The organism is Amycolatopsis sp. NPDC039088, from assembly GCF_055598845.1.
Genome location: NZ_JBVKAE010000004.1, coordinates 116,477 through 142,439, shown reverse-complemented (window position 1 = coordinate 142,439; position 25,963 = coordinate 116,477). Strand labels below are relative to the sequence as shown.

The 25,963-nt window shown below is 67.9% G+C and carries 19 protein-coding genes and 1 pseudogene; 11 read left to right on the top strand and 9 right to left on the bottom strand.

Annotated features, from left to right (window positions below; genetic code table 11):
- The first annotated feature begins 26 nt into the window (after positions 1 to 26).
- The 4 genes and pseudogenes from ACZ7KI_RS07065 to ACZ7KI_RS07050 form a co-directional block, all read left to right on the top strand.
- Positions 27 to 1,223, top strand: a complete 1,197-nt coding sequence (locus ACZ7KI_RS07065) for an ABC transporter ATP-binding protein (RefSeq protein ID WP_470272280.1) — start codon at positions 27 to 29, stop codon at positions 1,221 to 1,223.
- Entirely contained in the window at positions 1,223 to 2,107 is an 885-nt protein-coding gene (locus ACZ7KI_RS07060; protein ID WP_465464324.1) for an ABC-2 transporter permease, read from the top strand. The genes ACZ7KI_RS07065 and ACZ7KI_RS07060 overlap by 1 nt, the downstream gene beginning before the upstream one ends.
- 259 nt (positions 2,108 to 2,366) lie before the next feature.
- The gene (locus ACZ7KI_RS07055; protein WP_470272279.1) at positions 2,367 to 6,092 is read left to right on the top strand and encodes an ABC transporter ATP-binding protein; all 3,726 of its coding nucleotides are present in this window, start codon (positions 2,367 to 2,369) and stop codon (positions 6,090 to 6,092) included.
- A gap of 113 nt (positions 6,093 to 6,205) precedes the next feature.
- A pseudogene (locus tag ACZ7KI_RS07050) lies at positions 6,206 to 6,445 on the top strand (DUF4291 family protein); the annotation flags it as partial.
- Here the strand turns inward: ACZ7KI_RS07050 and ACZ7KI_RS07045 are convergent.
- Positions 6,442 to 6,708: a hypothetical protein gene (locus ACZ7KI_RS07045; RefSeq protein ID WP_470272278.1), complete on the bottom strand. Its 267-nt coding sequence runs from the start codon at positions 6,706 to 6,708 to the stop codon at positions 6,442 to 6,444. The pseudogene ACZ7KI_RS07050 and the gene ACZ7KI_RS07045 sit on opposite strands and share 4 nt — an antisense overlap.
- A 373-nt stretch (positions 6,709 to 7,081) precedes the next feature.
- On the opposite strand from ACZ7KI_RS07045, the gene ACZ7KI_RS07040 reads away from it, so the two are divergent.
- Complete coding sequence (locus ACZ7KI_RS07040) at positions 7,082 to 10,816, top strand: multifunctional oxoglutarate decarboxylase/oxoglutarate dehydrogenase thiamine pyrophosphate-binding subunit/dihydrolipoyllysine-residue succinyltransferase subunit (protein WP_470272277.1); 3,735 nt, start codon at positions 7,082 to 7,084, stop codon at positions 10,814 to 10,816.
- A gap of 127 nt (positions 10,817 to 10,943) precedes the next feature.
- On the top strand, positions 10,944 to 11,732 hold the full coding sequence (locus ACZ7KI_RS07035; protein ID WP_470272276.1) for an SMP-30/gluconolactonase/LRE family protein: 789 nt from the start codon (positions 10,944 to 10,946) through the stop codon (positions 11,730 to 11,732).
- Between the two features lie 290 nt (positions 11,733 to 12,022).
- Here ACZ7KI_RS07035 and ACZ7KI_RS07030 read toward each other — a convergent pair whose 3' ends face one another.
- Both ACZ7KI_RS07030 and ACZ7KI_RS07025 read right to left on the bottom strand, forming a co-directional pair.
- Positions 12,023 to 12,742, bottom strand: a complete 720-nt coding sequence (locus ACZ7KI_RS07030; RefSeq protein WP_470272275.1) for a hypothetical protein — start codon at positions 12,740 to 12,742, stop codon at positions 12,023 to 12,025.
- A gap of 132 nt (positions 12,743 to 12,874) precedes the next feature.
- Positions 12,875 to 14,440, bottom strand: a complete 1,566-nt coding sequence (locus ACZ7KI_RS07025) for a S8 family peptidase (RefSeq protein WP_470272274.1) — start codon at positions 14,438 to 14,440, stop codon at positions 12,875 to 12,877.
- A 391-nt stretch (positions 14,441 to 14,831) separates the two neighbouring features.
- Here ACZ7KI_RS07025 and ACZ7KI_RS07020 point away from each other — a divergent pair, with 391 nt between their 5' ends.
- Positions 14,832 to 15,347: a GNAT family N-acetyltransferase gene (locus ACZ7KI_RS07020; RefSeq protein WP_470272273.1), complete on the top strand. Its 516-nt coding sequence runs from the start codon at positions 14,832 to 14,834 to the stop codon at positions 15,345 to 15,347.
- A gap of 12 nt (positions 15,348 to 15,359) precedes the next feature.
- Here ACZ7KI_RS07020 and ACZ7KI_RS07015 read toward each other — a convergent pair whose 3' ends face one another.
- From ACZ7KI_RS07015 to ACZ7KI_RS07000, 4 genes are read right to left on the bottom strand one after another with little or no spacing between them, the layout of a single operon-like run.
- Positions 15,360 to 16,259 carry an ABC transporter substrate-binding protein gene (locus tag ACZ7KI_RS07015; protein ID WP_470272272.1) on the bottom strand — a complete coding sequence of 300 codons (900 nt, stop codon included), beginning with the start codon at positions 16,257 to 16,259 and terminating at the stop codon, positions 15,360 to 15,362.
- Entirely contained in the window at positions 16,256 to 16,945 is a 690-nt protein-coding gene (locus ACZ7KI_RS07010) for an ABC transporter permease (RefSeq protein ID WP_470272271.1), read from the bottom strand. The genes ACZ7KI_RS07015 and ACZ7KI_RS07010 overlap by 4 nt, the downstream gene beginning before the upstream one ends.
- Complete coding sequence (locus ACZ7KI_RS07005) at positions 16,942 to 17,625, bottom strand: ABC transporter permease (RefSeq protein ID WP_470272270.1); 684 nt, start codon at positions 17,623 to 17,625, stop codon at positions 16,942 to 16,944. The genes ACZ7KI_RS07010 and ACZ7KI_RS07005 overlap by 4 nt, the downstream gene beginning before the upstream one ends.
- A complete protein-coding gene (locus tag ACZ7KI_RS07000; RefSeq protein ID WP_470272269.1) occupies positions 17,625 to 18,713 on the bottom strand; it encodes an ABC transporter ATP-binding protein in 1,089 nt (362 codons plus the stop codon). The genes ACZ7KI_RS07005 and ACZ7KI_RS07000 overlap by 1 nt, the downstream gene beginning before the upstream one ends.
- A 90-nt stretch (positions 18,714 to 18,803) precedes the next feature.
- Here ACZ7KI_RS07000 and ACZ7KI_RS06995 point away from each other — a divergent pair, with 90 nt between their 5' ends.
- Positions 18,804 to 20,207, top strand: a complete 1,404-nt coding sequence (locus tag ACZ7KI_RS06995; protein WP_470272268.1) for a bis-aminopropyl spermidine synthase family protein — start codon at positions 18,804 to 18,806, stop codon at positions 20,205 to 20,207.
- Between the two features lie 75 nt (positions 20,208 to 20,282).
- On the top strand, positions 20,283 to 21,023 hold the full coding sequence (locus tag ACZ7KI_RS06990; protein ID WP_470272267.1) for a DUF4190 domain-containing protein: 741 nt from the start codon (positions 20,283 to 20,285) through the stop codon (positions 21,021 to 21,023).
- 96 nt (positions 21,024 to 21,119) lie between these two features.
- On the opposite strand, the gene ACZ7KI_RS06985 is transcribed toward ACZ7KI_RS06990, so the two are convergent.
- Positions 21,120 to 22,280: an NAD(P)-dependent malic enzyme gene (locus tag ACZ7KI_RS06985; RefSeq protein WP_470272266.1), complete on the bottom strand. Its 1,161-nt coding sequence runs from the start codon at positions 22,278 to 22,280 to the stop codon at positions 21,120 to 21,122.
- Positions 22,281 to 22,679: 399 nt separating this feature from the next.
- On the opposite strand from ACZ7KI_RS06985, the gene rfbC reads away from it, so the two are divergent.
- The gene (gene rfbC, locus ACZ7KI_RS06980) at positions 22,680 to 23,285 is read left to right on the top strand and encodes a dTDP-4-dehydrorhamnose 3,5-epimerase (protein ID WP_470272265.1); all 606 of its coding nucleotides are present in this window, start codon (positions 22,680 to 22,682) and stop codon (positions 23,283 to 23,285) included.
- On the opposite strand, the gene ACZ7KI_RS06975 is transcribed toward rfbC, so the two are convergent.
- Positions 23,286 to 24,893 carry a GMC oxidoreductase gene (locus ACZ7KI_RS06975; RefSeq protein ID WP_470272264.1) on the bottom strand — a complete coding sequence of 536 codons (1,608 nt, stop codon included), beginning with the start codon at positions 24,891 to 24,893 and terminating at the stop codon, positions 23,286 to 23,288. It lies immediately after the preceding gene.
- Positions 24,894 to 25,062: 169 nt separating this feature from the next.
- Between ACZ7KI_RS06975 and ACZ7KI_RS06970 the strand changes: the two genes are divergently transcribed.
- Positions 25,063 to 25,740 carry a hypothetical protein gene (locus ACZ7KI_RS06970; protein ID WP_470272263.1) on the top strand — a complete coding sequence of 226 codons (678 nt, stop codon included), beginning with the start codon at positions 25,063 to 25,065 and terminating at the stop codon, positions 25,738 to 25,740.
- Positions 25,741 to 25,963: the final 223 nt, after the last annotated feature.

Here is a 25,963-nt window from a genome sequence, read left to right as displayed (position 1 = left end):
GGCCTTCGTCAACAAAAGGGGACGGTATGCACGACGGCAGTGGCCGCATCGCGGTGCAGAACCTGAGCAAGCAGTTCGGTGCGGTCAACGCGGTCCAGAATCTGAGCTTCACGGTGGAGCCGGGTTCGGTGACCGGTTTTCTGGGGCCCAACGGGGCCGGGAAGACCACGACGCTCCGGATGTTGCTCGGGCTGGTGACGCCCACGAACGGCACGGCGACCATCAACGGGCGCCCGCACGACCAGCTGGGGAATCCGGCCAGGGTCGTCGGCTCGGTGCTGGAGAACGAGGGCTTCCACCCGGGACGTACGGCGCGAAATCACCTGCGCGTGTACTCGGCGGCGATCGGGATGCCGGATCAGCGGGTGGACGAGGTTTTGGGCCTGGTCGGCCTGTCGTCCGCGGCGGACCGCAAGGCGGGCGGGTTCTCGCTCGGTATGCGGCAGCGGCTGGCGCTGGCGACGGCGTTGCTGGGGAATCCGCAGGTGCTGGTGTTGGACGAGCCCACGAACGGTCTCGACCCCGAAGGCATCCTGTGGCTTCGGAACTTCCTGCGCGCCTACGCGCGTGAAGGACGCACGGTGCTGGTCTCGAGCCACCTGCTGAACGAGGTGGAGCAGACGATCGACCAGGTCGTGATCATCAGCCAGGGCATGACGCGCTACAACGGCTCGCTGGACCAGTTGCGCAAGAGCAACCAGTCGCGGGTGCTGGTGCAGTCCGCGGACGCGAACGGTCTGGTCGCGGCGATGCAGGAAGCGGGCATCACGCAGGTCTCGCCGATGCCGGACGGTCGGGTCGCGGTCTCCGGTGCGACGGTGCAGCAGATCGGTGACATCTCCGCCAAGGCTGGCATCGCCGTCTACGGCATGCAGGAGGAGACCGCGGATCTGGAGCGGATGTTCTTCCAGCTGACCCAGGGCCAGTACTCGGCGCCGCCGCCCGGGTTCCAGCAGGGACCGCCGCCGGGCCACCAGGGTCCGCCCCCGGGTTATCAGGGCCCGCCGCCCGGGTACCAGGGGCCGCCGCCGGGCTATGCCCCGCAGAACACCCCGCCGCCCGGGTTCGCGCCGCCGAACACGCCGCCGCCCGGGTTCGCTCCGCCGCAGCAGCAACAGCAGTTCCAGCAGGGCCAGCAGCCCCAGCAACAGCAGTACCAGCAGGCGCCCCCTCAGCAGGCGCAGCAGCAGGGTCAGAACGAGGGCTGGGGAGGCCAGGGCTGATGGGCAATCTGATCAAGGCGGAGTTCCGCAAAACGCTCACGCTTAAGGCATGGTGGGCGCTGATGATCCCCGCGGTGGTCTTCGCGTTCGCGTTCGCCCTGTTCTGGGGCATGATCACCAACGACTTCAGCGACTTCCTCGGGCGCTCCGACACTCGTGAACTGACCGAAGCGCTCGGCATCTCGACCGGCGAACTGCCCGTCGGCCTGCTCGCGCTCGGGCACGGCATCAACATCGGCACGATGATCCCGATCATCTTCGGCGTCTTCGCGCTCGCCGGTGAGTACACGAAGAAGACGATCACCACGACGTTCCTCACCGCCCCCAACCGGGTTTCGGCGCTGAGCGCGAAGATGATCACCTACGTCGTCTGGGGCGCGATCTACGGTGTGATCATCGTGGCCGCGGCGAGCCTCGGCACCGTGATCACGGTCGACAGCGAACGCCTGCCCACTGCCGGTCAGTGGCTGGGCGTGCTCGGCGCCGGTGTCCTCGCGACGATCCTCGCGACCCTGTTCGGCATCGGTGTCGGCGCGGTGTGGCGCAGTGTGGTCGGCAGCATCATCACGCTGACCATCTGGATGCTCGTGGTCGAGAACGTCCTGGTGTTCGTCATGTTCGGCGCCGCCGACGTCACCTGGCTCGGTGGCGTCCTGCCGAACGGCACGGTCAACGGCATCGTGGGCGCCATCGGCGCGGAAGCGTTCGGTGCCGCCGGCGTGAAGGTGCCGGGTCTGCAGGACGAGACGGCGTGGGCACTGCAGTACGCGGCGGGCGCCCCCGGCGCGTTCTCGTGGTGGGCCTCCGCGCTCATCTTCTTCGGCTGGACGATGATCTTCTTCCTGGCGGGCTGGGCCGTGAACCAGAAGAAGGACATTACTTAATCAATCGCGCGCTTCCGCAAACGTGCCGAAGGGGCGCCGTTCACGTTCGACCTCAGGTTGGGCGTGGAGGCGCCCCTTCATCACGTTTCCGGGTGCCTTCGGCCCAAAAGAGGGCGCGCGACGGGTGAAGTCTCCGTCGGGCGCGGGGCGCCCTTGGGGAGACCGTTCGGTGGCGTCGACGTGGGTCACCTCCCCGGCCGACGTGGTCACCTCCGGAAACCCGGCAGGAGTTGTCGGTGGGGCCACCTAGGCTGGCGGGGTGACTACTGCTCCACCTCGCCCGCGTCAAGCCAGTCCGGCTCGTGAGACGGCCCCGGTGCCCACCGGAGGCTGGATCCGACGGCTGGCCGCTTCGTGCTGGAAACACCCCTGGCTGGTCGTACTGTCGCTGGGCGCGGCGATCATCGGCGTCGGGTTGCAGGCCGCGGCTCCGCTGTTGATCCGCGAAGCGCTCGACGACGCCGTCGCTGGCGAAACCTCCCGTCTCGGTCTGCTCGCCGCCGTGATGGCGGTGCTGCAGGTGCTGACCTTCGGCAACGCCTTCGCCCGCCGGTACGTCGGCGGGCGGCTGGCTCTCGACGTCCAGCACGATCTGCGCCGCCAGGTGTTCAACGCGGTCTCCCGGCTCGACGGCGGCAAGCAGGACGCGTTGCGCACCGGCCAGGTCGCCTCGCGCGCGATCTCGGATCTGCAGCTGGTCACGTCGGTCCTGATGCAGGTGCCGCTCTCGGCGGGATCGGTGATCTTCGCGCTGCTGTCACTGGGCGCGATGCTGTGGATGTCCCCGACGCTGACCCTGATCGCGATGGTGGTCGCCCCGGCGATCGCGATCATCATGGCGGTGAGCCGGAAGCGGCTGTTCCCCGCGACGTGGGCGGCGCAGCAACGCGCGGCCGATGTCGCACAGCAGGTCGAGGAGACCGTCACCGGCGTCCGTGTGGTGAAGGGCTTCGGCCAGGAGGCACGCGAAGTCGCGAAGCTGGAAAACACGGCGAAGAAGCTTTTCGCCGAACGCATGCGCGCGGCACGGCTGTCCTCCCTGCCGACGGCCACGACAGCCGCGCTGCCCGCCGCCGGTCAGGTCGCGGTGCTGGCGGTCGGTGGCGTTCTCGCGCTGAAGGGCGAGGTCAGCCTGGGCACCTTCCTGGCCTTCGCGACCTACCTCTCCATCCTGATCGGCCCGGCCAGGATGATCTCGAGCCTCGTCGTCCAAGCCCAGCTGACCCGGGCCGGAGCGGAACGGGTCAACGAACTGATCGACGCCCAGCCGGACGTCGTCGACAGCCCGGACGCGCGGCCGCTGCCCGACGGCCCGCTCGGCGTCCGGCTGGAGGATGTCTCCTTCGGCTACACGCGGTCGGATCCCGTCCTCGACGGCCTCACACTGGAGGCCCGGCCGGGTGAGACGCTCGCCCTGGTCGGCACGGCCGGTTCGGGGAAGTCGACGATTTCGCTGCTGCTGCCCCGGTTCTACGACGTGCACAGCGGTTCGGTCCAGGTCGGCGACCTCGACGTCCGCGACGTTCGCCAACACGACCTGCGCAGTGTCATCGGCGTGGTCTTCGAGGAGGCGTTCCTGTTCTCCTCCTCGGTGCGCGACAACATCGCCTACGGCAGGCCGGACGCGAGCGACGAAGAGATCAGGGCCGCCGCGCGGGCGGCGGAAGCGGACGAGTTCATCCAGCGGCTCCCCGACGGTTACGACACCCTCGTCGGCGAGCGCGGCCTCACCTTGTCCGGCGGCCAGCGACAGCGGCTCGGCCTGGCCAGGGCGTTGATGACCGATCCGCGCGTGCTGGTCCTCGACGACGCGACCTCGGCCATCGACACGGTCACCGAAGCGGCGATTTACGACACGCTGCGTTCCGTCACCGCGAGCCGGACGACCCTGTTGATCGCGCACCGCCGCTCCACCCTCGCCCTCGCCGACCGGATCGCCGTCCTGGACAAGGGCCGGGTCGTCGATGTCGGCACCGAAGAGGAACTGCTGGCGCGTTGCCCGCTGTTCCGCGAACTCGTCGCGGGTCCGGGCGACGACGTCGAGGAACCGCATCGCTGTGAAGGCCTCGATTGCGGCCCCGCGGGGATCACCCCCACCCTGTGGCCGCATCAGGAAGACGCCGACGAACTGGCGGGCGAGCGGCGGAAGGGCACCGGCGGCGAGTGGGAGGTCGACCTCCCACCGAGCGGCGAACTCCTCGAAGGCGTCCGGAAACTGCCGCCCGCCACGGACACCCCGCGGCTGCCGGGCACGGACGTCACCGCACCCGAACCGAGGTTCCGCCTCGGCCGTCTGCTGAAACCGGTGCGGGGCCCGCTCGCCGTGGTGATCGGGCTGGTCGCCGCCGACGCGCTGGCCACCATCGCGATGCCCGCGCTGTACCAGCACGGCATCGACAACGGCGTGCGCGCCGGGGTGGAGGCGGCGATCTGGCTGGCCGCCGGGATCGGCGCGCTGGTGATCCTCGCGGACTGGTTGGTGGTCTACCTCCAGACCAGGATGACAGCGCGGGTCGGCGAGACGGTGCTGTATTCGCTGCGCGTACGCAGTTACGCCCATCTGCAACGGCTGGGGCTCGACTTCTACGAACGCGAACTGTCCGGGAAGATCATGACCCGGATGACGACCGACGTCGACGCGCTCTCGACGTTCTTGCAGACCGGCGTCGCACAGGCCGTGGTGAGCGCGCTGACGCTGGTCGGTATCGCGGCGGCGCTGATGATCACCGACATCGGACTGGCGGCGTACGCGCTCGCGGTGCTCCCCATCCTCATCGTGGCGACGGTGATCTTCCGCCGCGCGTCCTCGAAGGCGTACACCGAAGCGCGGGAACGCGTCAGCGTGGTGAACGCGGACATGCAGGAGAACGTCAGCGGGCTGCGGGTCGCGCAGGCGTACACACGCGAAGAGCGGACGGCGGAGAAGTTCGCCTCCCGCAGTGACGAGTACCGGCGTTCACGGCTACGCGCGCAGCGCTATGTCGCGACGTACTTCCCTTTCGCGGCAATGCTTTCCGGACTCGCCGAGGTCGTCGTGCTGATCGTCGGCGCGAACCGGGTCGCGACGGGCACCCTGTCGGCCGGTGTGCTGGTGGCGTTCCTGTTGTACCTGGGCCAGTTCTTCTCGCCGATCCAGCAGCTGTCGTCGGTCTTCGACGGCTATCAGCAGGCGAGGGTCGGCCTGTCCCGCATCGGCGATCTGTTGCGTACGCCGACTTCCGTTCCCGAAGCGGAGAATCCGGTCGCGGTCCCGGAGCGGCTGCGGGGCGAGGTTTCCTTCAAGGACGTCGATTTCGCTTACACCGCGTCGGACGAGCCCGCACTGACGGGGCTTTCGCTGGAGGTTTCGGCAGGCGAGACCGTCGCCTTGGTCGGGGCGACGGGCGCCGGGAAGTCGACGGCGGTGAAGCTCGTCGCCCGGTTCTACGACGCGACAGGCGGCGTGGTCCGGATCGACGGAACCGACATCCGCGAATACGACCTGGCCGCGCTGCGGGCGCGGATGGGCGTGGTGCCGCAGGAAGCGCATCTGTTCTCGGGAACCGTCGCGGACAACGTGCGCTACGGCAAGCCTTCCGCGACGGACGCGGAGGTCGAGGAAGCGGTCCGGTCCGTCGGCGCGCTCGACGGCGTCGCCGCTCTCCCCGCTGGTTTCCACCAGCCCGTCGGTGAACGCGGACGGTCGCTTTCGGCCGGGCAGCGGCAACTCGTCGCCCTCGCCCGCGCCGAACTCGTCGACCCGGACGTCCTCCTGCTCGACGAGGCGACCGCGGCCCTCGACCCGTCCACCGAAGCCGCCGTCCTGCGCGCGACGGAACAACTCGCGCGCCGTCGCACGACGTTCGTCGTCGCGCACCGCCTCGCCACCGCCGCCAAAGCCGACCGGATCGTGGTGCTGGACCACGGCCGGATCGTCGAACAGGGCACGCACACCGAACTGGTGGCTGCCGGTGGGCACTACGCGCGCCTGTGGTCCCTGGGCTAAGGAACGTGCTTCCGATCGACGTGCCGGAGTCGGTACTTTCGCGTACCTGAGCGGACGACACGGTTGGCTTACCCCGCATTTAGTCCTCTAAATGCGGGGTATCGCGGGCGCTCAAGGCCAGCCCGGTCCGCGTCCAGTGGGACCCGGAACGCGACATCCGCCTCGGCCCGCTGAAGCACCGCTCGCTCCAGATGGGGCTGAGCGGCGAGGCCGTCGATCGCTATGTCGACAAATGGATCCCCGCGGTCACCGACGTCACCCCGGCCATGCGCGACATCGGCGCGCTCGTCGCCGCGAACCGCATCGACGAGGCCGAAGCGCTGCTACCCCCGGAGCGTCCGTACGCCGCTTAAGACCGCCAGGCGAGGCCGCTCATCCCGGCGGCCTCCAGGTCCCGCGCCGAAGCCCACCGGAAGGTTCCCGGCCGGACGTGCACCCCGGCTGTCACGGCCCAGTCCGGCTCGTCGGGCTCGACGTGCTCCATCTCCTCGAAATCGGAGAGCGTCGGCCACACCGCGCAGCACGAGTCGCACATCAGCACGACCTTGCCGGATTCGGTGACCAACGGGCGCACGCGCCCCTCGTCCCAGAACGACGGACACTCGTCCAGCCACATCGTCTGCCACCACCTCGCGGGCGACCGGCGGCCGGCCCGACACCGGCCGCATCCTCCACCCAGCAAAGCCCGCCGACGTGAACTCCAGGCTGTCCTCCGGCGACGATTTCGCCAAGCTTTCCGGACGAAACAGTGATCTGACCTGCACAGACGGCGGCGGCGACACCAAAGGTCCCCCGCTCCCCCGGGTGGCCGCGACCCCCGTCCGGGGGTGACTCATTTTCGATCTCTTGATCGAGACAGTGACCCATCACCTAGTGCGCCACGCCTCACACAGGCCAGTTCCATCACACGGCCGCCACCGAGGGGGTTAGCCTGGTAGGCGCATCAGCGGTGTTCAAGATCTCGAGACGGATAGAGGCGAGTCCAAGCCGTGTCCAGCAGCAGCCCTGCGTCACAATTCGGCCCCAACGAGTGGGTCGTCGAGGAAATGTACGACCAGTTCCTCGCCGACCCCACCTCAGTCGATGCCGCCTGGCACGACTTCTTCGCGGACTTCAAGCCAACGCAGGCCGCGCAGACGAAGGCTGACGACGCACGTCAGACCGTCAAGGATGGCCCGGGCACCAACGGCCAGGCCTCCACGCCGTCGCCGCAGACGGTCCGCAACGCCGAGTCCACCGCGAAGCAGACCGCTCCGAAGACGGAGACAAAGGAGGCCGCGCCCGCGAAGCCGGCTCCGAAGACCGAAGCGAAGGCGGCCGCGCCCAAGGCGGCCCCCGCGAAGGCGCCGGCGAAGGCTCCCGCCAAGCCGGTCGAGAAGGACGCCGAGCCGGAGTCCAAGCAGCTCCGTGGCGCGGCCGCGGCGATCGCGAAGAACATGGACGCGTCGCTGTCCGTGCCGACGGCCACCAGTGTGCGCGCCGTCCCGGCGAAGCTGATGGCCGACAACCGCATCGTCATCAACAACCACCTCAAGCGCACGCGCGGCGGAAAGATCTCCTTCACGCATCTCATCGGTTACGCGATGGTCCGTGCGCTGAAGAACTTCCCGAACATGAACCGGCACTACCAGCTGATCGACGGGAAGCCGTTCGCGATCACGCCGGAGCACGTGAACTTCGGTCTCGCGATCGACATGAAGGGCAAGGAAGGCTCCCGCACGCTCGTCGTGGCCTCCATCAAGGCCACCGAGAACATGACCTTCATGCAGTTCTGGCAGGCCTACGAGGACATCGTCAAGAAGGCCCGCAACGGCAAGCTGACCGCCGACGACTTCGCCGGCACCACGATCTCGCTGACCAACCCCGGCGGTATCGGCACCAACCACTCGGTGCCGCGGTTGCAGGCAGGCCAGGGCGCGATCATCGGCGTCGGCGCCATGCAGTACCCGGCGCACTTCGAGGGCACCAGCGAAAAGGCACTGGTCGACCTCGGCGTGTCGAAGATCATGACACTGACCTCGACCTATGACCACCGCATCATCCAGGGCGCGGAGTCCGGCGAGTTCCTCAAGCGCATCCACGAGCTGCTGCTCGGCGAAGACGGCTTCTACGACGACGTCTTCACCAGCCTGCGCCTGCCGTACGAGCCGATCCGCTGGGTCGCCGACATCCCGGACGGCCCGGTCGACAAAACCGCGCGCGTGATCGAGCTGATCGACGCCTTCCGCATGCGCGGTCACCTGATGGCCGACACCGACCCGCTGAACTACCGGCAGCGCAGCCATGCCGACCTCGACGTCCTCTCCCACGGCCTGACCCTGTGGGACCTGGACCGCGAGTTCCCGGTCGGCGGCTTCGCCGGCCAGGAGCGGATGAAGCTGCGGGACATCCTCGGGGTGCTGCGCAACTCCTACTGCCGCACCGTCGGCATCGAGTACACGCACATCCTCGACCCCGAAGAGCGCCGCTGGATCCAGGACCGCGTCGAGATCCCGCACGAGAAGCCGGACCCCGCCGTCCAGAAGTACGTGCTCTCGAAGCTCAACGCCGCCGAGGCGTTCGAGACGTTCCTGCAGACCAAGTACGTCGGCCAGAAGCGGTTCTCCCTCGAAGGCGGCGAGACCGCGATCCCGCTGCTGGACACGCTGCTGGACAAGGCCGCCGAGCACGAGCTCGACGAGGTCGTCATCGGTATGCCGCACCGCGGCCGCCTGAACGTGCTCGCGAACATCGTCGGCAAGCCGATCGCGCAGATCTTCCAGGAGTTCGAGGGCAACCTCGACCCGGGACAGGCGCACGGCTCCGGTGACGTGAAGTACCACCTCGGCGCCGAGGGCAAGTACTTCCGCATGTTCGGCGACGGCGAGACCAAGGTGTCGCTGACCGCGAACCCGTCGCACCTGGAGACCGTCGACCCGGTCCTCGAGGGCATCGTCCGTGCGAAGCAGGACATCCTCGACAAGGGTGGCGAGGGCTTCACCGTCCTCCCGGTCCTGATGCACGGCGACGCGGCCTTCGCCGGCCAGGGTGTCGTCGCCGAGACGCTGAACCTGGCGCTGCTGCGCGGTTACCGCACCGGCGGCACCGTGCACGTCATCGTCAACAACCAGGTCGGCTTCACCACCGCGCCCGAGCACTCGCGGTCGAGCCAGTACGCCACCGACGTCGCGAAGATGATCGGTTCGCCGATCTTCCACGTGAACGGCGACGACCCCGAGGCCGCGCACTGGGTGGCCAAGCTGGCCGTCGACTACCGCCAGGCGTTCCACAAGGACGTCGTGATCGACCTGATCTGCTACCGCCGCCGCGGCCACAACGAGGGTGACGACCCCTCGATGACCCAGCCTGCGATGTACGACATCATCGACACTAAGCGTTCGGTCCGGAAGACCTACACCGAATCGCTGATCGGCCGCGGCGACATCTCCGTCGAAGAGGCCGAGGCCGCGTTGCGCGACTTCTCCAGCCAGCTGGAGCACGTGTTCAACGAGGTCCGTGAGCTGGAGAAGCACCCGGCGAAGGCCAGCCCCTCGGTCGAGGAGGAGCAGCAGGTCCCGGCCAAGGTGCCCACGGCGACCACCACCGAGGTCATCGAGCGCATCGGCGACGCGTTCCTCAACGTGCCCGAAGGCTTCACCCCGCACCCGCGGGTCAAGCCGGTCATGGAGCGCCGCCACAAGATGTCCCGCGAAGGTGGCATCGACTGGGCGTTCGGCGAGCTGCTCGCGTTCGGTTCGCTGGCCATGGAAGGCCGCCTGGTGCGGCTGTCCGGCCAGGACTCCCGCCGCGGCACCTTCACCCAGCGCCACTCGGTCCTGATCGACCGCAAGAACGGCCAGGAGTACTCGCCGCTGGCGAGCCTGGCCGACGGCCAGGGCCGCGTGATGATCTACGACTCGGCGCTGTCCGAGTACGCGGCGGTCGGCTTCGAGTACGGCTACTCCGTGGCCAACTCCGAAGCGCTGGTCATGTGGGAAGCGCAGTTCGGTGACTTCGTCAACGGCGCGCAGACCGTCATCGACGAGTACATCTCCTCCGGTGAGGCCAAGTGGGGCCAGCTGTCGGACGTCGTGCTGCTGCTGCCGCACGGCCACGAAGGCCAGGGCCCGGACCACACCTCCGGCCGCATCGAGCGTTTCCTCTCGCTGTGCGCGGAGGGCTCGATGACCGTCGCGGTGCCGTCGACCCCGGCGAACTACTTCCACCTGCTCCGCCGCCACGCCCTCGACGGAGTCAACCGGCCGCTGGTGGTCTTCACCCCCAAGTCCATGCTGCGCAACAAGGCGGCGACTTCGGCGGTCGAGGACTTCACCGGCCAGTCGAAGTTCATGTCGGTCATCGACGACGCCGTCGTCGACCCGTCGAAGGTGCGCAAGGTCCTGCTGACGTCGGGCAAGCTGTACTGGGAACTGGTGGCCGAGCGGACGAAGCGCGAGGCGAACGACATCGCGATCGTGCGCGTCGAGCAGTACTACCCGCTGCCGAAGAAGAAGCTGGTGGCGGCGCTCGAGCGCTACAACGGCGCGCCCGCGGTCTGGGTCCAGGAGGAGCCGGAGAACCAGGGTGCGTGGCCGTTCTTCGGCCTGAACCTGCCGCGGAAGCTCCCGGAGGTGTTCTCCAGCCTGGACGTCGTTTCGCGGCGCCCGATGGCGGCACCGTCGGCCGGTTCGTCCAAGGTGCACGAGGTCGAGCAGAAGGCGCTGATCGCGCGGGCTTTCGACTGATCGCCTGAGCAGTACATGAAGGCCCCCTTCCTTGCGCCTGGCGCAAGGAAGGGGGCCTTCATGTACTTGAGGTGTCGAATCCGGTGGGTCCCGTTCGTGTAGGGGTAAACGAACCGAAGGAGACACCATGAAGACGCTGCTCGACGGCCTCAAGCTCCCCGAATCCGCCCGCTGGCACGACGGCCGCCTGTGGCTCGCGAACTGGGGAACCGGCCAGATCCTCGCCGTCACGCCCGACGGCGAAAGCGAAGTGATCGCGACCGTGCCGACCATGATGCCGATCACGATCGACTGGCTCCCCGACGGTCGCCTTCTCATCGTCGACGGCCCGAACGCCAAGCTGCTCAACGCGGACCTGAGCACCTACGCCGATCTCTCGCCCGTCGCCTCTCTGTGGAATGAAGTCGTCGTCGACAGCCACGGCAACGCCTACGTCAACGGCTCCAGCGACCTGCAGCAGCCCGGCGTCATCGCCGTAGTCACTCCCGAGGGCGAAGCACGCCAGGTCGCCGACGGGATCCTGTTCGGCAACGGCATGGTCGTCACACCCGACGACAAGACGCTGATCGTCGCCGAGTCGTACGGCAACCGGCTCACCGCCTTCGACATCGCCGAGGACGGTTCGCTGTCCGGACGGCGCGTGTGGGCCGATCTCGGCGGTGATCACCCGGACGGCATCTGCCTCGATGCCGAAGGCGCAGTCTGGTACGCCGACGTGGCGGGCAAGTACTGCGTCCGTGTCCGCGAAGGTGGCGAAGTGCTTCAGAAGGTCGAAACCGACCGAGGCTGCTTCGCCTGCGCGGTCGGCGGCGAGGACGGGCGTTCGCTCTACGTCCTCGCCGCCGAATGGCACGGCTGGGAGAACCCGTTCGGTGACGGGCCGACCGGACAGGTCCAGGTCGCGGAAATCGGCTAACCGATGGCCTCGGAAGTCGCCTTCGCGACCCAGCTCGCTGCTGTGAAGGTCCCTTTACCTACAGGTCAGCAACATAAGGTCGCGACGCCCGACCTACCCCGGCGTCCACAAAGGACACCAGCGGGTAGCAGCGGTCCGTGAAGGACTCCTTGAGGGACCCAGAGTCCCTCAAGGAGTCCTTCACGGACTCGGTAAACGCCACGGTCGCCCCAGGCGCACCAGAGGGTTCGCTCTAGCCACTCACGACCCCCTTGTCCCGCTCAGGCAGTGGCGACCACGCTCACATTCGGCTAACCGATCGCCTCGGAGGTCGCCTTCGCGACCTTCAGGGCGTTCTCCTTGCACACCGTCTGGTTGACCGTCCCGGATGGATTGGGGCCGGTCACGATGATCTCCGCCTCGACATTGCCCTGGTAGAACTTGATCTGGCACTGGCTCGCCGAGTCGAGCTTGGCGTAGACGGCTTTGGTCGCCTTCGCCATGCTGGGGATGAGGACGCCGCCGTCGTTCACGGCCTTCTCCAGCCCCGCCTTCGCCCAGGCTTCGCCGGCGCCCGAACCCGGCTCCTTCGACTTCGACAGGTACATCCCCACCGTCGCCGAAGGCGCGTCGGGTTCACGCCAGGAGCAGAACGAGCGGGTGTAGGTGATGTCGGAGTTCGACGTGCTCGCCGGTTCCTCGCCCTTCGGCGTTTCGAGCGGCGGCAGGTTCCTCACCCCGCTCCCGATCTTCTGGCAGGTGGGCATCGCGGAGTACTTGTCCGGCGGCCCGGTCTTCTTGGACGAGGTCGGCGAAGAGGACGCCGTCGAGCTCGAATCGCCGGAAAGCAGGAAGATCGCGGCGACCCCGCCGCCGACGAGAAGGACGACGGCGCCGATGACGAGGCCAACGATGAGTCCGGTGTTGGACTTCTTCGGCGGCGGGCCGTAGCCGGGTTGCGGGTATCCCGGATATCCCTGCGGCGGGTACGGCTGCTGAGGCCCCTGCTGATATGGCGGTCCTGGCTGCATGCGGAGAGATTAAGGCTTCGCGACCGTCCAGATAGGACGAACGCGGCAACTGGGGGCCGAATCACCCTCCGGATACGGGAAGGCCCCCTTCCCAGCAGGAGGAAGGGGGCCTTCACGTACTCCAGGGGTGGATCAGAGGGTGAGCGACCAGCTGTTGAGCGTGCCGGTGTCGACCTGGTACACGTCCTGGACCTTCAGCGTCCAGGTGCCGTTCGCGGCCTCGGCCGAGGCGTTGACGGTGTACGTGGTGTTGATGTTGTCGGACGAGTCGTTGCTCGAACCCTTGAGGCGGTACGAGGTGCCGTCCGGCGCGATCAGGTCGATGACCAGGTCACCGACGTAGGTGTGGGTGATGTTCACCGCGACCTTGGTGGTGCCCGAAGCGTTGCGGGCACAGTTCGCGACGCTGACGGTGCTGGTCACCGCGGCACCCGCGTCGGGGATGGCGACGGGGCTGCTGTTGGTCTGCGTGCCGCAAGGCGTGGGCTCGGGGCCGGGGCCACCGCCGGTACCGGTGTAGAGCAGCACGTTCGGCGAACCGGTGCCCGCGTTGGTCACCTTGCCCTTGGTGCCGGCGTTGACCAGCGCGTCACGGACCTGAGCCGGCGTCGCCGACGGGTTGGCCGAGGCGTACAGAGCCGCCGCGCCGACGACGTGCGGGGTCGCCATCGAGGTGCCGCTGATGGTGTTGGTGCCGTTGTTCAGCCAGGTCGACGTGATGTTGCTGCCCGGCGCGAAGATGTCGAGGCAGGTGCCGATGTTGGAGAAGCTCGACCGCGCGTCCGTGTTCGTCGTCGAGCCGACGGTGATCGCCTCGGGCGTACGGGCGGGCGAGGTGTTGCACGCGTTGGCACCACTGTCGTTACCGGCGGCGACACCGTAGGTGATGCCCGCCGCGATCGACCGCTGGACGGCCTGGTCGAGGGTCGCCGAAGCGCCGCCGCCGAGGCTCATGTTCGCGACGGCCGGCTTGACGGCGTTCGCGGTGACCCAGTCGATACCGGCGATGACACCGGCGGTCGTGCCGGAGCCGGAGCAGTTCAGCACGCGGACGGCGACGAGCTTGACGCCCTTGGCCAGACCGTGCGCGGTGCCGCCGATGGTGCCGGCGACGTGGGTGCCGTGGCCGTTGCAGTCCGTGGCGTCGTTGTCGTTGTCGACGGTGTCACGGCCGTGGGTCGCGCGTCCGCCGAAGTCGGGGTGCGTGGTGAGGATGCCGGTGTCGACGACGTACGCGGTGACGTTGGACGCCGTGGTGCTGTAGCTGTACTTCTGGTCCAGCGGAAGGCTCTGCTGGTCGACCCGGTCCTGGCCCCAGGACGGCGGGTTCAGCTGATCCGTCGAAGCCGAGACGGTCTGGTTCTGCTCCACGTAAGCCACCGCGGAGTCTGCGGCGAGCCGCTTCGCCTGCTTTTCGGTCAGTGCGCCGGAAAAACCGCGGACCGACGACGCGAAGGTCTTTTCGACCGTGCCGCCGTGGCGGTTCGTCAGGCTCTTCGCCGTGGCTTCGACCGACGAGCCGTCCTTCAGCACGACGATGTAGCTGTCCTTGATCGCCTTCGCACTGTCGGCGTTGACGATCGAACCCTCCGCGGCCGAAGCGACGGTGGTGCCGCCGAGTGCCGTCAGCACGGCGACGGCCGCGGCGACGCCGAAGGCGGGCAGACGTCTCTTCAAGGTTCCCAGGGAATTGTTCAAGATATTCCTCCCAGGCAGGGTCGACCCACGGACGTAAGCGCCCGCCGGATCGTTGGGGTGACTCAGAGGTGAAGCGCGTTCCACTTAGGAGCGCAGGCTGAGACTAAGTCGCGTTTTCACCCCAAGGAAGACCTTGCATTACGGACATCTCGGGGGTATTGGACGCGCTGGAAGCGCAGGTCGGGCACCGTTCGGCCCCCGCCTTTAGTCGCGTTTTGCGCCCGTACGGCCCACGAAGAATTAGGGAACCGCACATCTCGTGGTCGCTTTTCCGACCACCGGTCGTTGCAGCGGCGTGAAAGTACACACGGATGGCCGCCTACTAAAGTCGCGACCTCGCCGAGCGGAAATCGATTTCCATCCTACCTTCGGATGGAGCATGCTCGTCCGCATGTTGCTCAGACAGGAAACCCCGGCCGACCGCGAGGCGATCCACGCCGTCCACCTGGCCGCTTTCGCGAAACTCAGTGTCCCGGTGGTCGAAGCGAAGCTCGTCGACGAGCTCCGCGAAGAAGGTGATCTGATCGGCGCACTGTCCATCGTGGCCGAACGCGAAGGTGAAGTCGTCGGGCATGTCTGCTGCAGCCCGGCGTGGCTCGGCGAGGACGCGAAGTCGGTCGTCGGCCTCGGCCCGCTCGGCGTGCTGCCGGAGTACCACGCTTCCGGCATCGGCTCGGCGCTCGTGCACGCGGTTCTGGGTGCCGCCGACGCGCTCGGTTACGGCGCCGTGGTCCTGCTCGGCGACCCGCGCTACTACTCCCGGTTCGGCTTCGTACTCGCCGAACAGCACGGGATCACACCGCCGGTCGCGGAATGGGCGCCGCATTTCCAGGTCCGCACGCTCCGCGCGTACGACCCAGGTCTCCGGGGCGCGTTCCGCTACTCACCCGCCTTCGAACGCCTCTAGCCGACTACGCGTTCAGGAGGGGGCGAGGAGGTTGTTCCGCCGCAGGAACTCCTCGGCGACGTCGAGCGGGTTGCGCTTCTCCTCGCTGAACTGGACGTTCAGCTCGGTCAGCTGATCGGTGGTGAGCACCGCCGAGACCCGGTTCAGCGCCTCGACCTCCTTCGGCGACAACGTCCCCTTCGCGATCAGCGGCACGATGTTCTGCGCGGGGAACATGTTCTTGTCGTCCACCAGCGGCACGAACCCGTTCGCGGCGATCGTGGACGACGTGCTGAACAGGTCGGCGACCTGGATGTCGCCGGACTTCAGCGCGGCGACCGTGACCGGGCCGCCGGTGTCGGTCGTGCGGATCTCGGCGAACTCGCAGCCGTAGAGCGTCTTGATCTTGTCCTTCCATCGGCTGCTCCACTGGCCGGGACCGCCGAAGACGAGGTCCTTGCAGCGCGGGCCGAGATCGGAGAACGTCTTCACCCCGGAATCGGCGAGTTCCTTGCGCACCACCAGCAGGTCCTTGTCCTCGGCGGGTGCCTGTTCGAGCACCTCGAAGCCGGGCGGCAGTTTCCGTTTCAGCTGCGCGTAGACGTCCTGCGGTGTGGTCGCCTGCGTCTCCTTGTCGAAGTAGCGCAGCAGGTTCCCGCTGTAGTCGGGAACCACCGAAAGCGACTTGTCCTGCAGCGCCTTGACGACGACCTCGCGGCTGCCGACCGGCGGGCGCACGGTGACGTTCTCCGCACCCGCGTTGCGCAGCGCGCCCGCGTAGATCTGGGCCAGCAGCAGGCTTTCGCCGACGTCGGACGCGCCGATGATGATGTCGCCGGTCGCGCCACCTTCGGCACCACCCGCCAGTGGATTACCACAAGCCGTTGCCAGCAAAGCGATCCCGGCGAACAGTGCCGCCACCGTCCGCCTCATGCCTTCGCCTTCTTCCCGCTCGTGGCCTGCGCCAACCGAACTCCCTTGGGCACCAGCGCACGCTGGACGCCCGCCAGGAGAAGATCCAGCGCGACGGCGAGCAACGTCGTCAGGACAGCGCCCGCGACCACCTGTGGATAGTCCAAAATGGCCAGACCGTCGAGCAGAAACCGGCCGAGCCCACCGAGCCCGACATACGCGGCGACGGCCGCCGTCGCCACCAGCTGCAGCACCGAGTTCCGTACGCCGCCGAGCACGAGTGGCAGCGAGATGGGCACCTCGACCTTCCACAATCGTTGCCAGCCGGTCATTCCGATGCCCTGCGCCGCGTCGACCACGCCGTGGTCGGTCGCCTGCAGCCCCGCGTACGTCCCGGCGAGGATCGGCGGGATGGCGAGCACCACGAGGCCGATGATCGTCGAGGTCACGCTTTCGGTGATCAGCAGGAACAGGAAGGTCACCAGCCCCAGCGTCGGCAGGGCGCGGATGGCGTTGCCGCCGCTCACCAGTAGCACCGCGCCGCGGCCGGTGTGCCCGACGTAGAGCCCGAGCGGGATCGCGATCACCACCGCGAAGACCAAGGCCAGCACCGTGTAGCCGAGATGCTGGAGAAGCCGGTTGAGAACGCCGTCGGTGCCCTGCCAATGGGCCGGGTCGCCGAACCAGTTCACGACGTCGCCGATCATTTCGCCCCCGCCGTGGTCGCCACCTGGTTCCAGGGTGTGAGGACATCACGCAGCCGCACCAGCAGCAGATCGACGATCAGCGCGAGCAACAGGGTCGCGACGATGCCGACGACGATCGGCGAGAAGTACTCGCGCTGGAAGCCGTCGGTGAACAGCACGCCGAGCCCGCCGGTTCCGATCAGCGCGCCGACGCTGACCAGGCTGATGTTGCTGACCGAGGCCACCCGGACGCCCGCCGCGAGCACCGGCACCGAAAGCGGCAGTTCCACGGCGAGGAACCGGCGCGCGGGTTTGTAGCCGACCGCGGTCGCCGCCGCGACGACATGCGGCGGGACGGCGTCGAGCGCGTCCAGCACCGGGCGCACCAGCAGGGCGGCGGTGTAGACGGTGAGCGCGACGATGACGTTGACGCTGTCGAGGATCTTCGAGCCGATGATGCCCGGGATCACCACGAACAACGCGAGTGACGGGATCGTGTACAACAGGTTCGACACCACCAGCAACACGGACCGCGCCGCGGCGAACCGGTGCCCCAGCCAGCCGGCCAGCACCGCGATCACCAGTCCCAGTACCAGCGGCACCAGCGAAAGGTAGATGTGGTCGAGCAGGTCGCCGAAGAACTGCGAGCGGTTGTTGGCACTGCCGAGATAGCGGCCGAGTTCCGCGAAGAAGTCCCCCATCAGGAACCCAGTGGCAACGCTTCGATCACTTCGAGAACCTGCTTGGCTCTGACCACACCGAGGACCTTGTTACCGGAATCGACGACGACGCCGAGACTCGCGGGCGACGACAGCGCCGCGTCGAGCGCGCCGCGGATCGGTGCTCCCTGTACGTACAGCGAGCCGCCGGCGACCAGGTCCTTTTCGGTCAGTTCACCATCCACAGTGGACTCGGGGCGGAGCCAGCCGCGCGGCTGTCCGTCGGCGTTGACCGCCAGCAGCCATTCGTCGGCCGTGCCCGTGACCGGCTTGCCGACCTCGACCCGCTTGACCTCTTCGACGACGATGCCTTCCGCGGGAAGGAAGGAGAGCCCGCGGTAGCCGCGGTCCTTGCCGACGAACGACGCGACGAAGTCGTCGACGGGGTGCCGCAACACCTCCGAGGGCGTGCCGTATTGCGCGAGCACACCACCGACCCGGAGCACCGCGATCTTGTCGCCGAGCCGCACGGCCTCGTCGATGTCGTGGGTGACGAACACGATCGTCTTTCCCAGCTGTGACTGCAGGCGCAGCAGCTCGTCCTGCAGTTCCTCGCGGACGACCGGGTCGACGGCGGAGAACGGCTCGTCCATCAGCAGTACCGGCGAGTCCGCCGCGAGCGCCCTGGCGACGCCGACCCGCTGCTGCTGGCCGCCGGAAAGCTGGGCGGGGTACCGCTTGCCGAGTTCCGTGGGCAGGCCGACGGTTTCGAGGAGTTCGGCCGCGCGTTTGCGCGCCTTCCCCTTGTCCCAGCCGGACAACAGCGGCACGGTGGCGATGTTGTCCAGGACGGTCCTATGTGGAAAGAGACCGGCGTGCTGGATGACGTAGCCGATGCCGCGGCGCAACAGGGCCGGGTCGCCGTCGCTGACGTCCTCGCCGTCGAGCAGTACCGTGCCCGAGGTCGGCTCGACCATCCGGTTGATCATCCGGAGCGACGTGGTCTTGCCACAGCCGGACGGCCCGACGAAGACGGTGATGGTGCCGTCCTCCACGGTGAGGTTCAGGTCGTCGACCGCGACCGTCCCGTCCGGATACCGCTTGGTCACGCCACGGAACTCGATAGTCACGTGTCTCTCCCCATGTCTGGTCGAAAAACCGTAGCCCAGATCCTGCCTGTTGGCACGGTGTCTCAAGCATCGGGTCACTAGGCTGAGCCCGTGAGTTCTCCCGTCGATGACGTCCTGGCTGCGCACGGTGTCCACGTGCGACCGCTCCATCAGGTGATTTCCCTGCTCCGGACGGATTGGCGTGACCTCGGCGAACTGATCCGGATCAGTACCGCCCCACGCCGGAGTGTCGAGGACGTCCTGAACGCCCTCGGCGACGACCTCGAGCGGGTCGAAGCCCGTTTCCGGCTGGCCCCGGCCGCCCGTGAGAAGTACGCGCGCTTCGAGGCGCGGGACCGGAAACCCGATCCCGACCTGCTGAAGACCATCACCAGCTACGTCGAGAACGTGCCGTCGCCGCTGGCCGCGCTCGACCACGTGCAGGCGACGCCGGAGACCGTGCTGAAGCGCGCGCTGTGGCTGGACGAGCAGTACGACCTCGACACGGCGAAGCTGCTGTTCCTCGGCGACCATGACCTCACTTCACTGGCCGTGCGCGCGCTGCGGCCCGACGCGGACCTCACCGTCGTCGACCTCGACGATCGGGTGCTGGCCTACATCGACGAGCTCAGCGAGCGGTCGATCCGCACCCTGCACACGGATCTGCGGGTCGGCTTGCCACCCGCGGTGAGCGGGCGGATGGATCTCGTGTTCAGTGATCCGCCTTACACCCCCGAAGGAATGGGCCTGTTCGCCGCGCGCGGGGTTCAAGCGCTCGCCGAACCTTCGGACGGGCGGCTGCTGCTCGCTTACGGGTACAGCCCCCGACATCCCACGTTGGGCGCGCAGGTGCAGCGTGCGCTCGCGACACTCGGGCTGACCTTCGAAGCGATCCTGCCGGGCTTCAACCGGTACTTCGGCGCGCAGGCGATCGGGAGCGCGGCGGATCTTTACGTCTGCCAGCCGACCGCGAAGTCGAAGAAGAACCGCGGCGGCAAAGGGAAGTCCGCGATCTACACGCACGGACCGCAGTCGGTGGAGTCCGCCGGGGCGGCCAAGCCGTCGTTGCTGGACAAGCTGCACGAGATCGCCACCGAAGGCGGGCTGGCGCTGGAATCACGGCCGGTCGACTGGTCCGTTTCCGGACCGGAGGGCGACGCGGTCGCGATGGACCTTTCGGCCGACCCCGGCCCGTGGCTGCTGCGGACCCTGCTGGGCACCAACGCGCGGCGGCTCGCACTGCTGGTCCCGAACTCGCATCCGGATCTGACCAACGCCGAAGCGCAGAGCGCGCTCAACCGGCTGGTCGGAGCGAAATACCAGCTGCGACTGCTGCGCAGCACCCCGGACAACCGGCACGCCATCGTCGTCGCGGACGCCGTCGAGCACCAGAACGAACTGCTGACCAGGGCACACGCGCGGCTCGCGAACGTCTCACTCGACGTCCCGTCTGACCTGACGGACGCTCGGCTGATCGATCTGCCCCGGCACCGGCTCACAGAACTGCTCGGCTGACGCGGTTCTCGAACTCACCGGCGCTCCGGCCGGTGTGTCATCGGAACTTCATGCGCCCTTCCTAGGTTCGATCCCATGAACGGACCGTACGGAGCTCAGGGCCCGGCACTGCCGTACGGGTTCGCCTACCCGCCCGGCCAGTCGCCGCACCACCACAGGACCAGCGGCCTGGCGATCGCCGCGCTCGTACTGGGGCTGACCGGATGCTTGGCACTGCCGTTGCTCCCCGCGATCGTCGTGGGCGTCATCGCGCTCACCCAGACCGGTCCGGGGAAGCGGCCGGGCCGGGGGCTGGCGATCGGCGGCCTCGCGGCGGCGGGATTCTGGGCCGTCGGCTGGATCGCCCTGCTCGGGAACACCATGGGGAACCCCCACCACTACAGCGCGAGCCCACCGGGCGCGAGTTGCGCGACCCCGCCACCCGGCTACGCCAACGCATGCACCCTGAAGCCGGGCGATTGTTTCGAACAACCCACGGTCAAGGGCACTTTCACCAGCGTCGAACTCACCGCGTGCGGGAGCGCGCACAGCACCGAGACCGTCGGGGCCTTCACCGCGGCGGACGGCCCCTGGCCCAGTGGCGAAAACCTGAAAGCGGAGGCACTGGTCAACTGCCAGCGGATCATGGCCAAGAACGTCGACCGTCCGCGGCTCGAAGCCGCCGGTGTCTACGCCGAGCTGAGCTACCTGAGGCCGGAACGCGACGCCTGGGACCACGGCGTGCGCACCGTGTTCTGCACGATTCACGCGCCCGACGCGCAGCTGACCGAATCCGTGCTCACCGCCGGCGCGGATCTGGCCGTTCCAACCGGCTGACGTGCGCAACCCCCACACGATATGAAAGGCCCCTTCATTGCAAATTTTGCAATGAAGGGGCCTTTCATAGCACTTGAGCGACCCTGAAAGGGACTGTCACACCACGCCGTCGGCCTCGGCGGCCTTCGCGACCGCGGCGGCCACCTCGGGCGCGACCCGCGGGTCCAGCGGGCTCGGGACGATGCGGTCCGGGCCGAGGTCGTCCTGCGCGACGGAGAAGATCGCTTCGGCCGCAGCCAGCTTCATGTTCTCGGTGATCGCCCGCGCGCCGGAGTCCAGCGCGCCGCGGAAGACGCCGGGGAACGCCAGCACGTTGTTGATCTGGTTCGGGAAGTCGCTGCGCCCGGTCGCCACGATCTTGGCGTACCGCGACGCCGCGACCGGGTGAACCTCCGGGTCCGGGTTGGACAGCGCGAAGACGATCGCGTCGTCGGCCATCCCGGCCAGCAGCGTCTCGTCGATGGTCGCGCCGGACAGGCCCAGGAAGACGTCGGCACCCTTCAGCGCCTCACCGAGTCCGCCGCGCAGACCGGCCGTGTTCGTGGTTTCGGCGAGCTTCCGCTTGATCGGGTTCAGGCCATCGCGGCCTTCGTGGATGATCCCGCGCGAGTCGAGCACGGTGACGTCCGCGACGCCGGCGTTCTGCAGGATCCTGGCGCAGGCCACACCCGCCGCGCCCGCTCCGGAGACGACCACGCGCTGGCCGGAGATGTCCTTGCCGAGGACCTGGTTCGCCCCGCGCAGCGCGGCCAGCGTGACGATCGCCGTGCCGTGCTGGTCGTCGTGCATGACCGGGCAGTCGAGTGCCTCCTTGAGCCTGTCCTCCAGCTCGAAGCACCGCGGCGCCGAGATGTCCTCCAGGTTCACCGCACCGTACGACGGGCGCAGCCGGACCAGGGTTTCGATGATCTCGTCGACGTCGGTGGTGTCGAGCACCAGCGGGATCGAGTCGAGCCCGCCGAAGGTCTTGAACAGGACCGACTTGCCCTCCATGACCGGCAGCGAGGCGCTCGCGCCGATGTCACCGAGGCCGAGCACCGCCGTACCGTCGCTGACCACCACGACCAGCCTGTCCGCCCACGTGTACCGCTTCGCCTTGGCCGCGTCCTCGGCGATCGCCCGGCTCACCTTCGCCACCCCAGGCGTGTACGCGACCGAAAGGTCACGAGGCGAGGAGATCGGGCGTGTCGCGGCCACGGAGAGCTTGCCGCCCTCGTGTCCTTCGAAGATCTCGGCGTCGGTCACTGGCGTGGTCATGGTGGATCCCGTCATTGCTTCCGCCGTGGCTAAGGACGGCGAAGTCTCGATTGGAGCGTAAGTCACTGGATTCTCCTGGGACTGCGAGCGGGGGAACTGGTAGATGGCAGGTCGAAAGGGCATGGCCCGGCCACCTGGGGTAACTCGTCCTCCGACACGGCAGCCCAGCGCGGTAGCGCCGGCCTGTCGGCGAAGCGTCCAATCGGCCATCGGTGCCGTGGGTGTGGCGACGGCCGCGGACGCAGCGGTCAGATCATTGTGACAGGACCCCGGACCAGTGTGCCCCTCTGGTGCGGTTGATGTCACAAACCGGCCCGGATTTCCGCAGCTCAGGAGAGGTTTCCCAAGACGTCCATCCGGTTTGGGAAGGCGACGTCGGCCCTCGTTAGCATTGAGGTCATGCAAGCCAGGCGTCTCAGCATCTCCGACTGCTTCGAGTTCACCCCGCGCGTTTTCCCCGATCACCGCGGCCTGTTCGTGGCACCGTTCCAAGAGGAGGCGTTCACCGAGGCGGTCGGACATCGGCTTCGCCTGGCACAGACCAACACGAGCGTTTCCCGCCGCGGCGCCGTTCGTGGCGTGCACTTCGCGGACACCCCGCCGGGACAGGCGAAATACGTCTACTGCCCGAACGGTTCCCTGCTCGACGTCATCGTCGACCTCCGGACAGGCTCGCCCACCTTCGGCGAATGGACGTCCGTGGTGCTCGACAGCTCCGAGTACAAATCGGTCTACATCGCCGAAGGCCTCGGCCACGCCTTCATGGCACTCGAAGACGACACCGTCATGACGTACCTCTGCTCGGAGCCGTACAACCCGGCGGCCGAGCACGGCATCAACCCGATGGACGCCGACCTCGCGCTGCCGTGGCCGCGGGACATCGAACCCGTCCTGTCCGAAAAGGACACCGGTGCGCCCAACCTGAAAGAGGCCTTGGAGCAGGGGGTTTTGCCGCGTTACGAGGAGTGCGCCGCGTACTACGAGAAGTTGCGGGCGGAAGGTTAGCTAACGCCGCACGTCCTCCCGGAGCACCCGTTCCACATTCCGCTCCGCCAGCGCGGTGATCGTCACGAACGGGTTCACCCCGGTGCTGCCCGGAATCAGCGACCCGTCGGTCACGTAGAGATTCCGGTAGCCCTTCACGCGGCCATACAGGTCCGTGGCCTTCCCCAGCACCAACCCACCCAGCGGGTGATAGGTGAACCGGTTCTCGAACGACCGCGTATCCCCGAACAGGTCACTCCGGTACACCGTGCGATTCGCCCGGTTGACCTTGTCGAACAAGGACTTCGCCGCGACGATCGACGGCGTCCCCTGCGCGGTGCTCCACCGCAGTCGCGCGGAATCGCTGGCGGCGTCGTAGGTGAAGTGGCCGCGTTCGGGGTTCTTCGTGATCGCCAGGTACAGGCTCAGCCACGTCTCGGCCCCGGCGGGCACCGGCGCGATCTCGGCGAAGACCGGGTGCACCGGGTCGTCCCACGCGTCGATGCCGAGCGCGGGCATCCCCGACTGCAGCGAGCCGCCGAAGTCCCACGCGTGGTTGGCCCGGCCCAGCATCACGTTGCCGTTGGTCCCCCAGCCGCGGCCGACCTCCTCGTTCAGCTCGGGCAGTGTCCCGGTTTCCCGCGCCCGCAGGAGCAGTTCCGTCGAGCCGAGGCTGCCGGCGCCGAGGAAGAGGTACTTCGCGCCGAGTTGTTTCCTCGCCACGACCGCGCCGTTCTCGGACGTCTCGTGCACGGTCAGGACGTAGGTGCCGTCAGTCTGCCGGGTTATCCCCCGCACCTGATGCAGTGTCTTGATGGTCACGTTCCCGGTGCCCAGCGCGGCCGCGAGGTAACTCTTGTCGAGGGAACGTTTGCCGTGGTTGTTGCCGTAGATGACCTCCGAAGCGAGCGCCGACCGCGGCACCGTGCCCGCTTCTTCCCGTTTCATGTACTCGAAGTCGTAGACACTGGGCACGAACACCGTCTTGAGGCCCGCTCGCGTCGCCGCCTTCCGGGAAACCCTCGCGTAGCGGTAGGAACGGCAGGTTTCGAACCAGCGCGGGTCGATGTCGTTCACCCCGAGCACCCGGTTCGCCCTGGGGAAGTAGGTCCCGTACATCTCGTCGGCGTCGACGGCGGGCAGGATCTCCTCGAAGTACGACCGCTTCGGCGTCACGGCCATCGCGCCGTTGACCAGCGAACCGCCGCCGACCCCTCGGCCGACGTACACGGACATGTCGCCGTAGTTCACCCTGTCGAGGACACCGGGGTACCGCTTGATGTCCCGGTTCGCCAGATCCAGCCAGAGGAAGGACGCGAGCGGGGCCTGCGTGCGGTTCTTGAACCACATGGCCCGCCGGTCCGGCTTGAGCATGTCGCAGAAGACCTTGCCGTCAGGGCCGGGGTCGGCCCACAGCTTGCCCATTTCGAGCATGACGGTGGGAATCCCGGCTTCGCCGAGGCGGAGCGCGGTGACGGCGGCGCCGTAACCGGTGCCGACGACCACGGCCGTCGAGAAGCCCGGAGCCGGTTGGCCGGCCCGCGCGGTGGAAATCGTGGTGAGCCCGAGAGCGGCGGCGGAGTTGAGCGCGGTGAACCCGAGGAACGTGCGGCGCGACAGTGGGGACATGGGCCGATGATCACCCGCTGCTTCGCAGGCCTTCAAGACCGAATCCGAAGACGATTCGCGTCAGCTGGGTAAACACCGTTAATGTTCACTCGAACGTGGCGATTTCCGGGATCCCCCTGGGTGTCTTCCCCGATGTGGCCGCAAGCGGCGCAGACCACTCTTTCCGGTCATGAGACGTCTTCTCGCAGCGGCCGCGGCCGCACTTTCCGCCGCCGCCCTCATCGTCCTGCCCGGCTCCGCCTCCGCGGCGCCGTCCCCCTTGCCCGACTTCGACTTCTCCGCTTGCCCCGCCCCGCCCGCCAACGCCGATCCGGGCACCTGGCGCTGCGAAGCCTTTGTCTCCCAAGGAGCCCTGACCATCGGTGACCGGGAGATCGCACTCGGGGAGATACGGCTGACGTTCTCCGAGGGCGAAGTGGACGGGAAGTACGCGCAGGTGTTCGGCGAGCTGCGCCACGCTCCCGCCAGGATCGACGACACTTTCGGCGCGAGCATGCAGCTGAAGTACGGCGGCTACTCGGATTTCCAGTCGAACGACGAACGCCGCGGCGAACTGGACCTGTACGCCGTCCTGAGGCATCCCTTGCTGCCCAAGGGATGCACGCTCGGGACGTTCGACACGCCGCTTCACTCGGTGGTCAAGGACGATCCCGCGGTACCCTTCGAGGTGATCTCGCAGAACCCGAAGACGGTGAAATTCGGCGTCGTCGACACGCAGCTCGCCCTCCCCCGCACGACCGGCTGCGGACGGCTGGCACCCGTGGCCGACCGCCTGCTCGGCCTGCCGTCGCCAAGCGGGAAGAACACCTTCAAGCAGACGACCTACGTGCAGTTCAAAAGCCTCTGACCGTCCGCGTTCCGGCGCTGGGGTCGTGAGTGATGAGTGTCGTTAGAGCGAACCCTCTCTTAGGTACCTACTCGTCACCTGCGGGCCTGGCTCGTGGGGGAAGCGGGGGGGGGGGGCCCCCCCCCCCCCCCCCCCGGAGGGAGGGGGGCTCCCCCCCCCCCACAGGGGCCGTGGGGGGTGTTTTGGGACGGGAACGGCCCCAGAGGGGGGGAAGGGGAGTTTT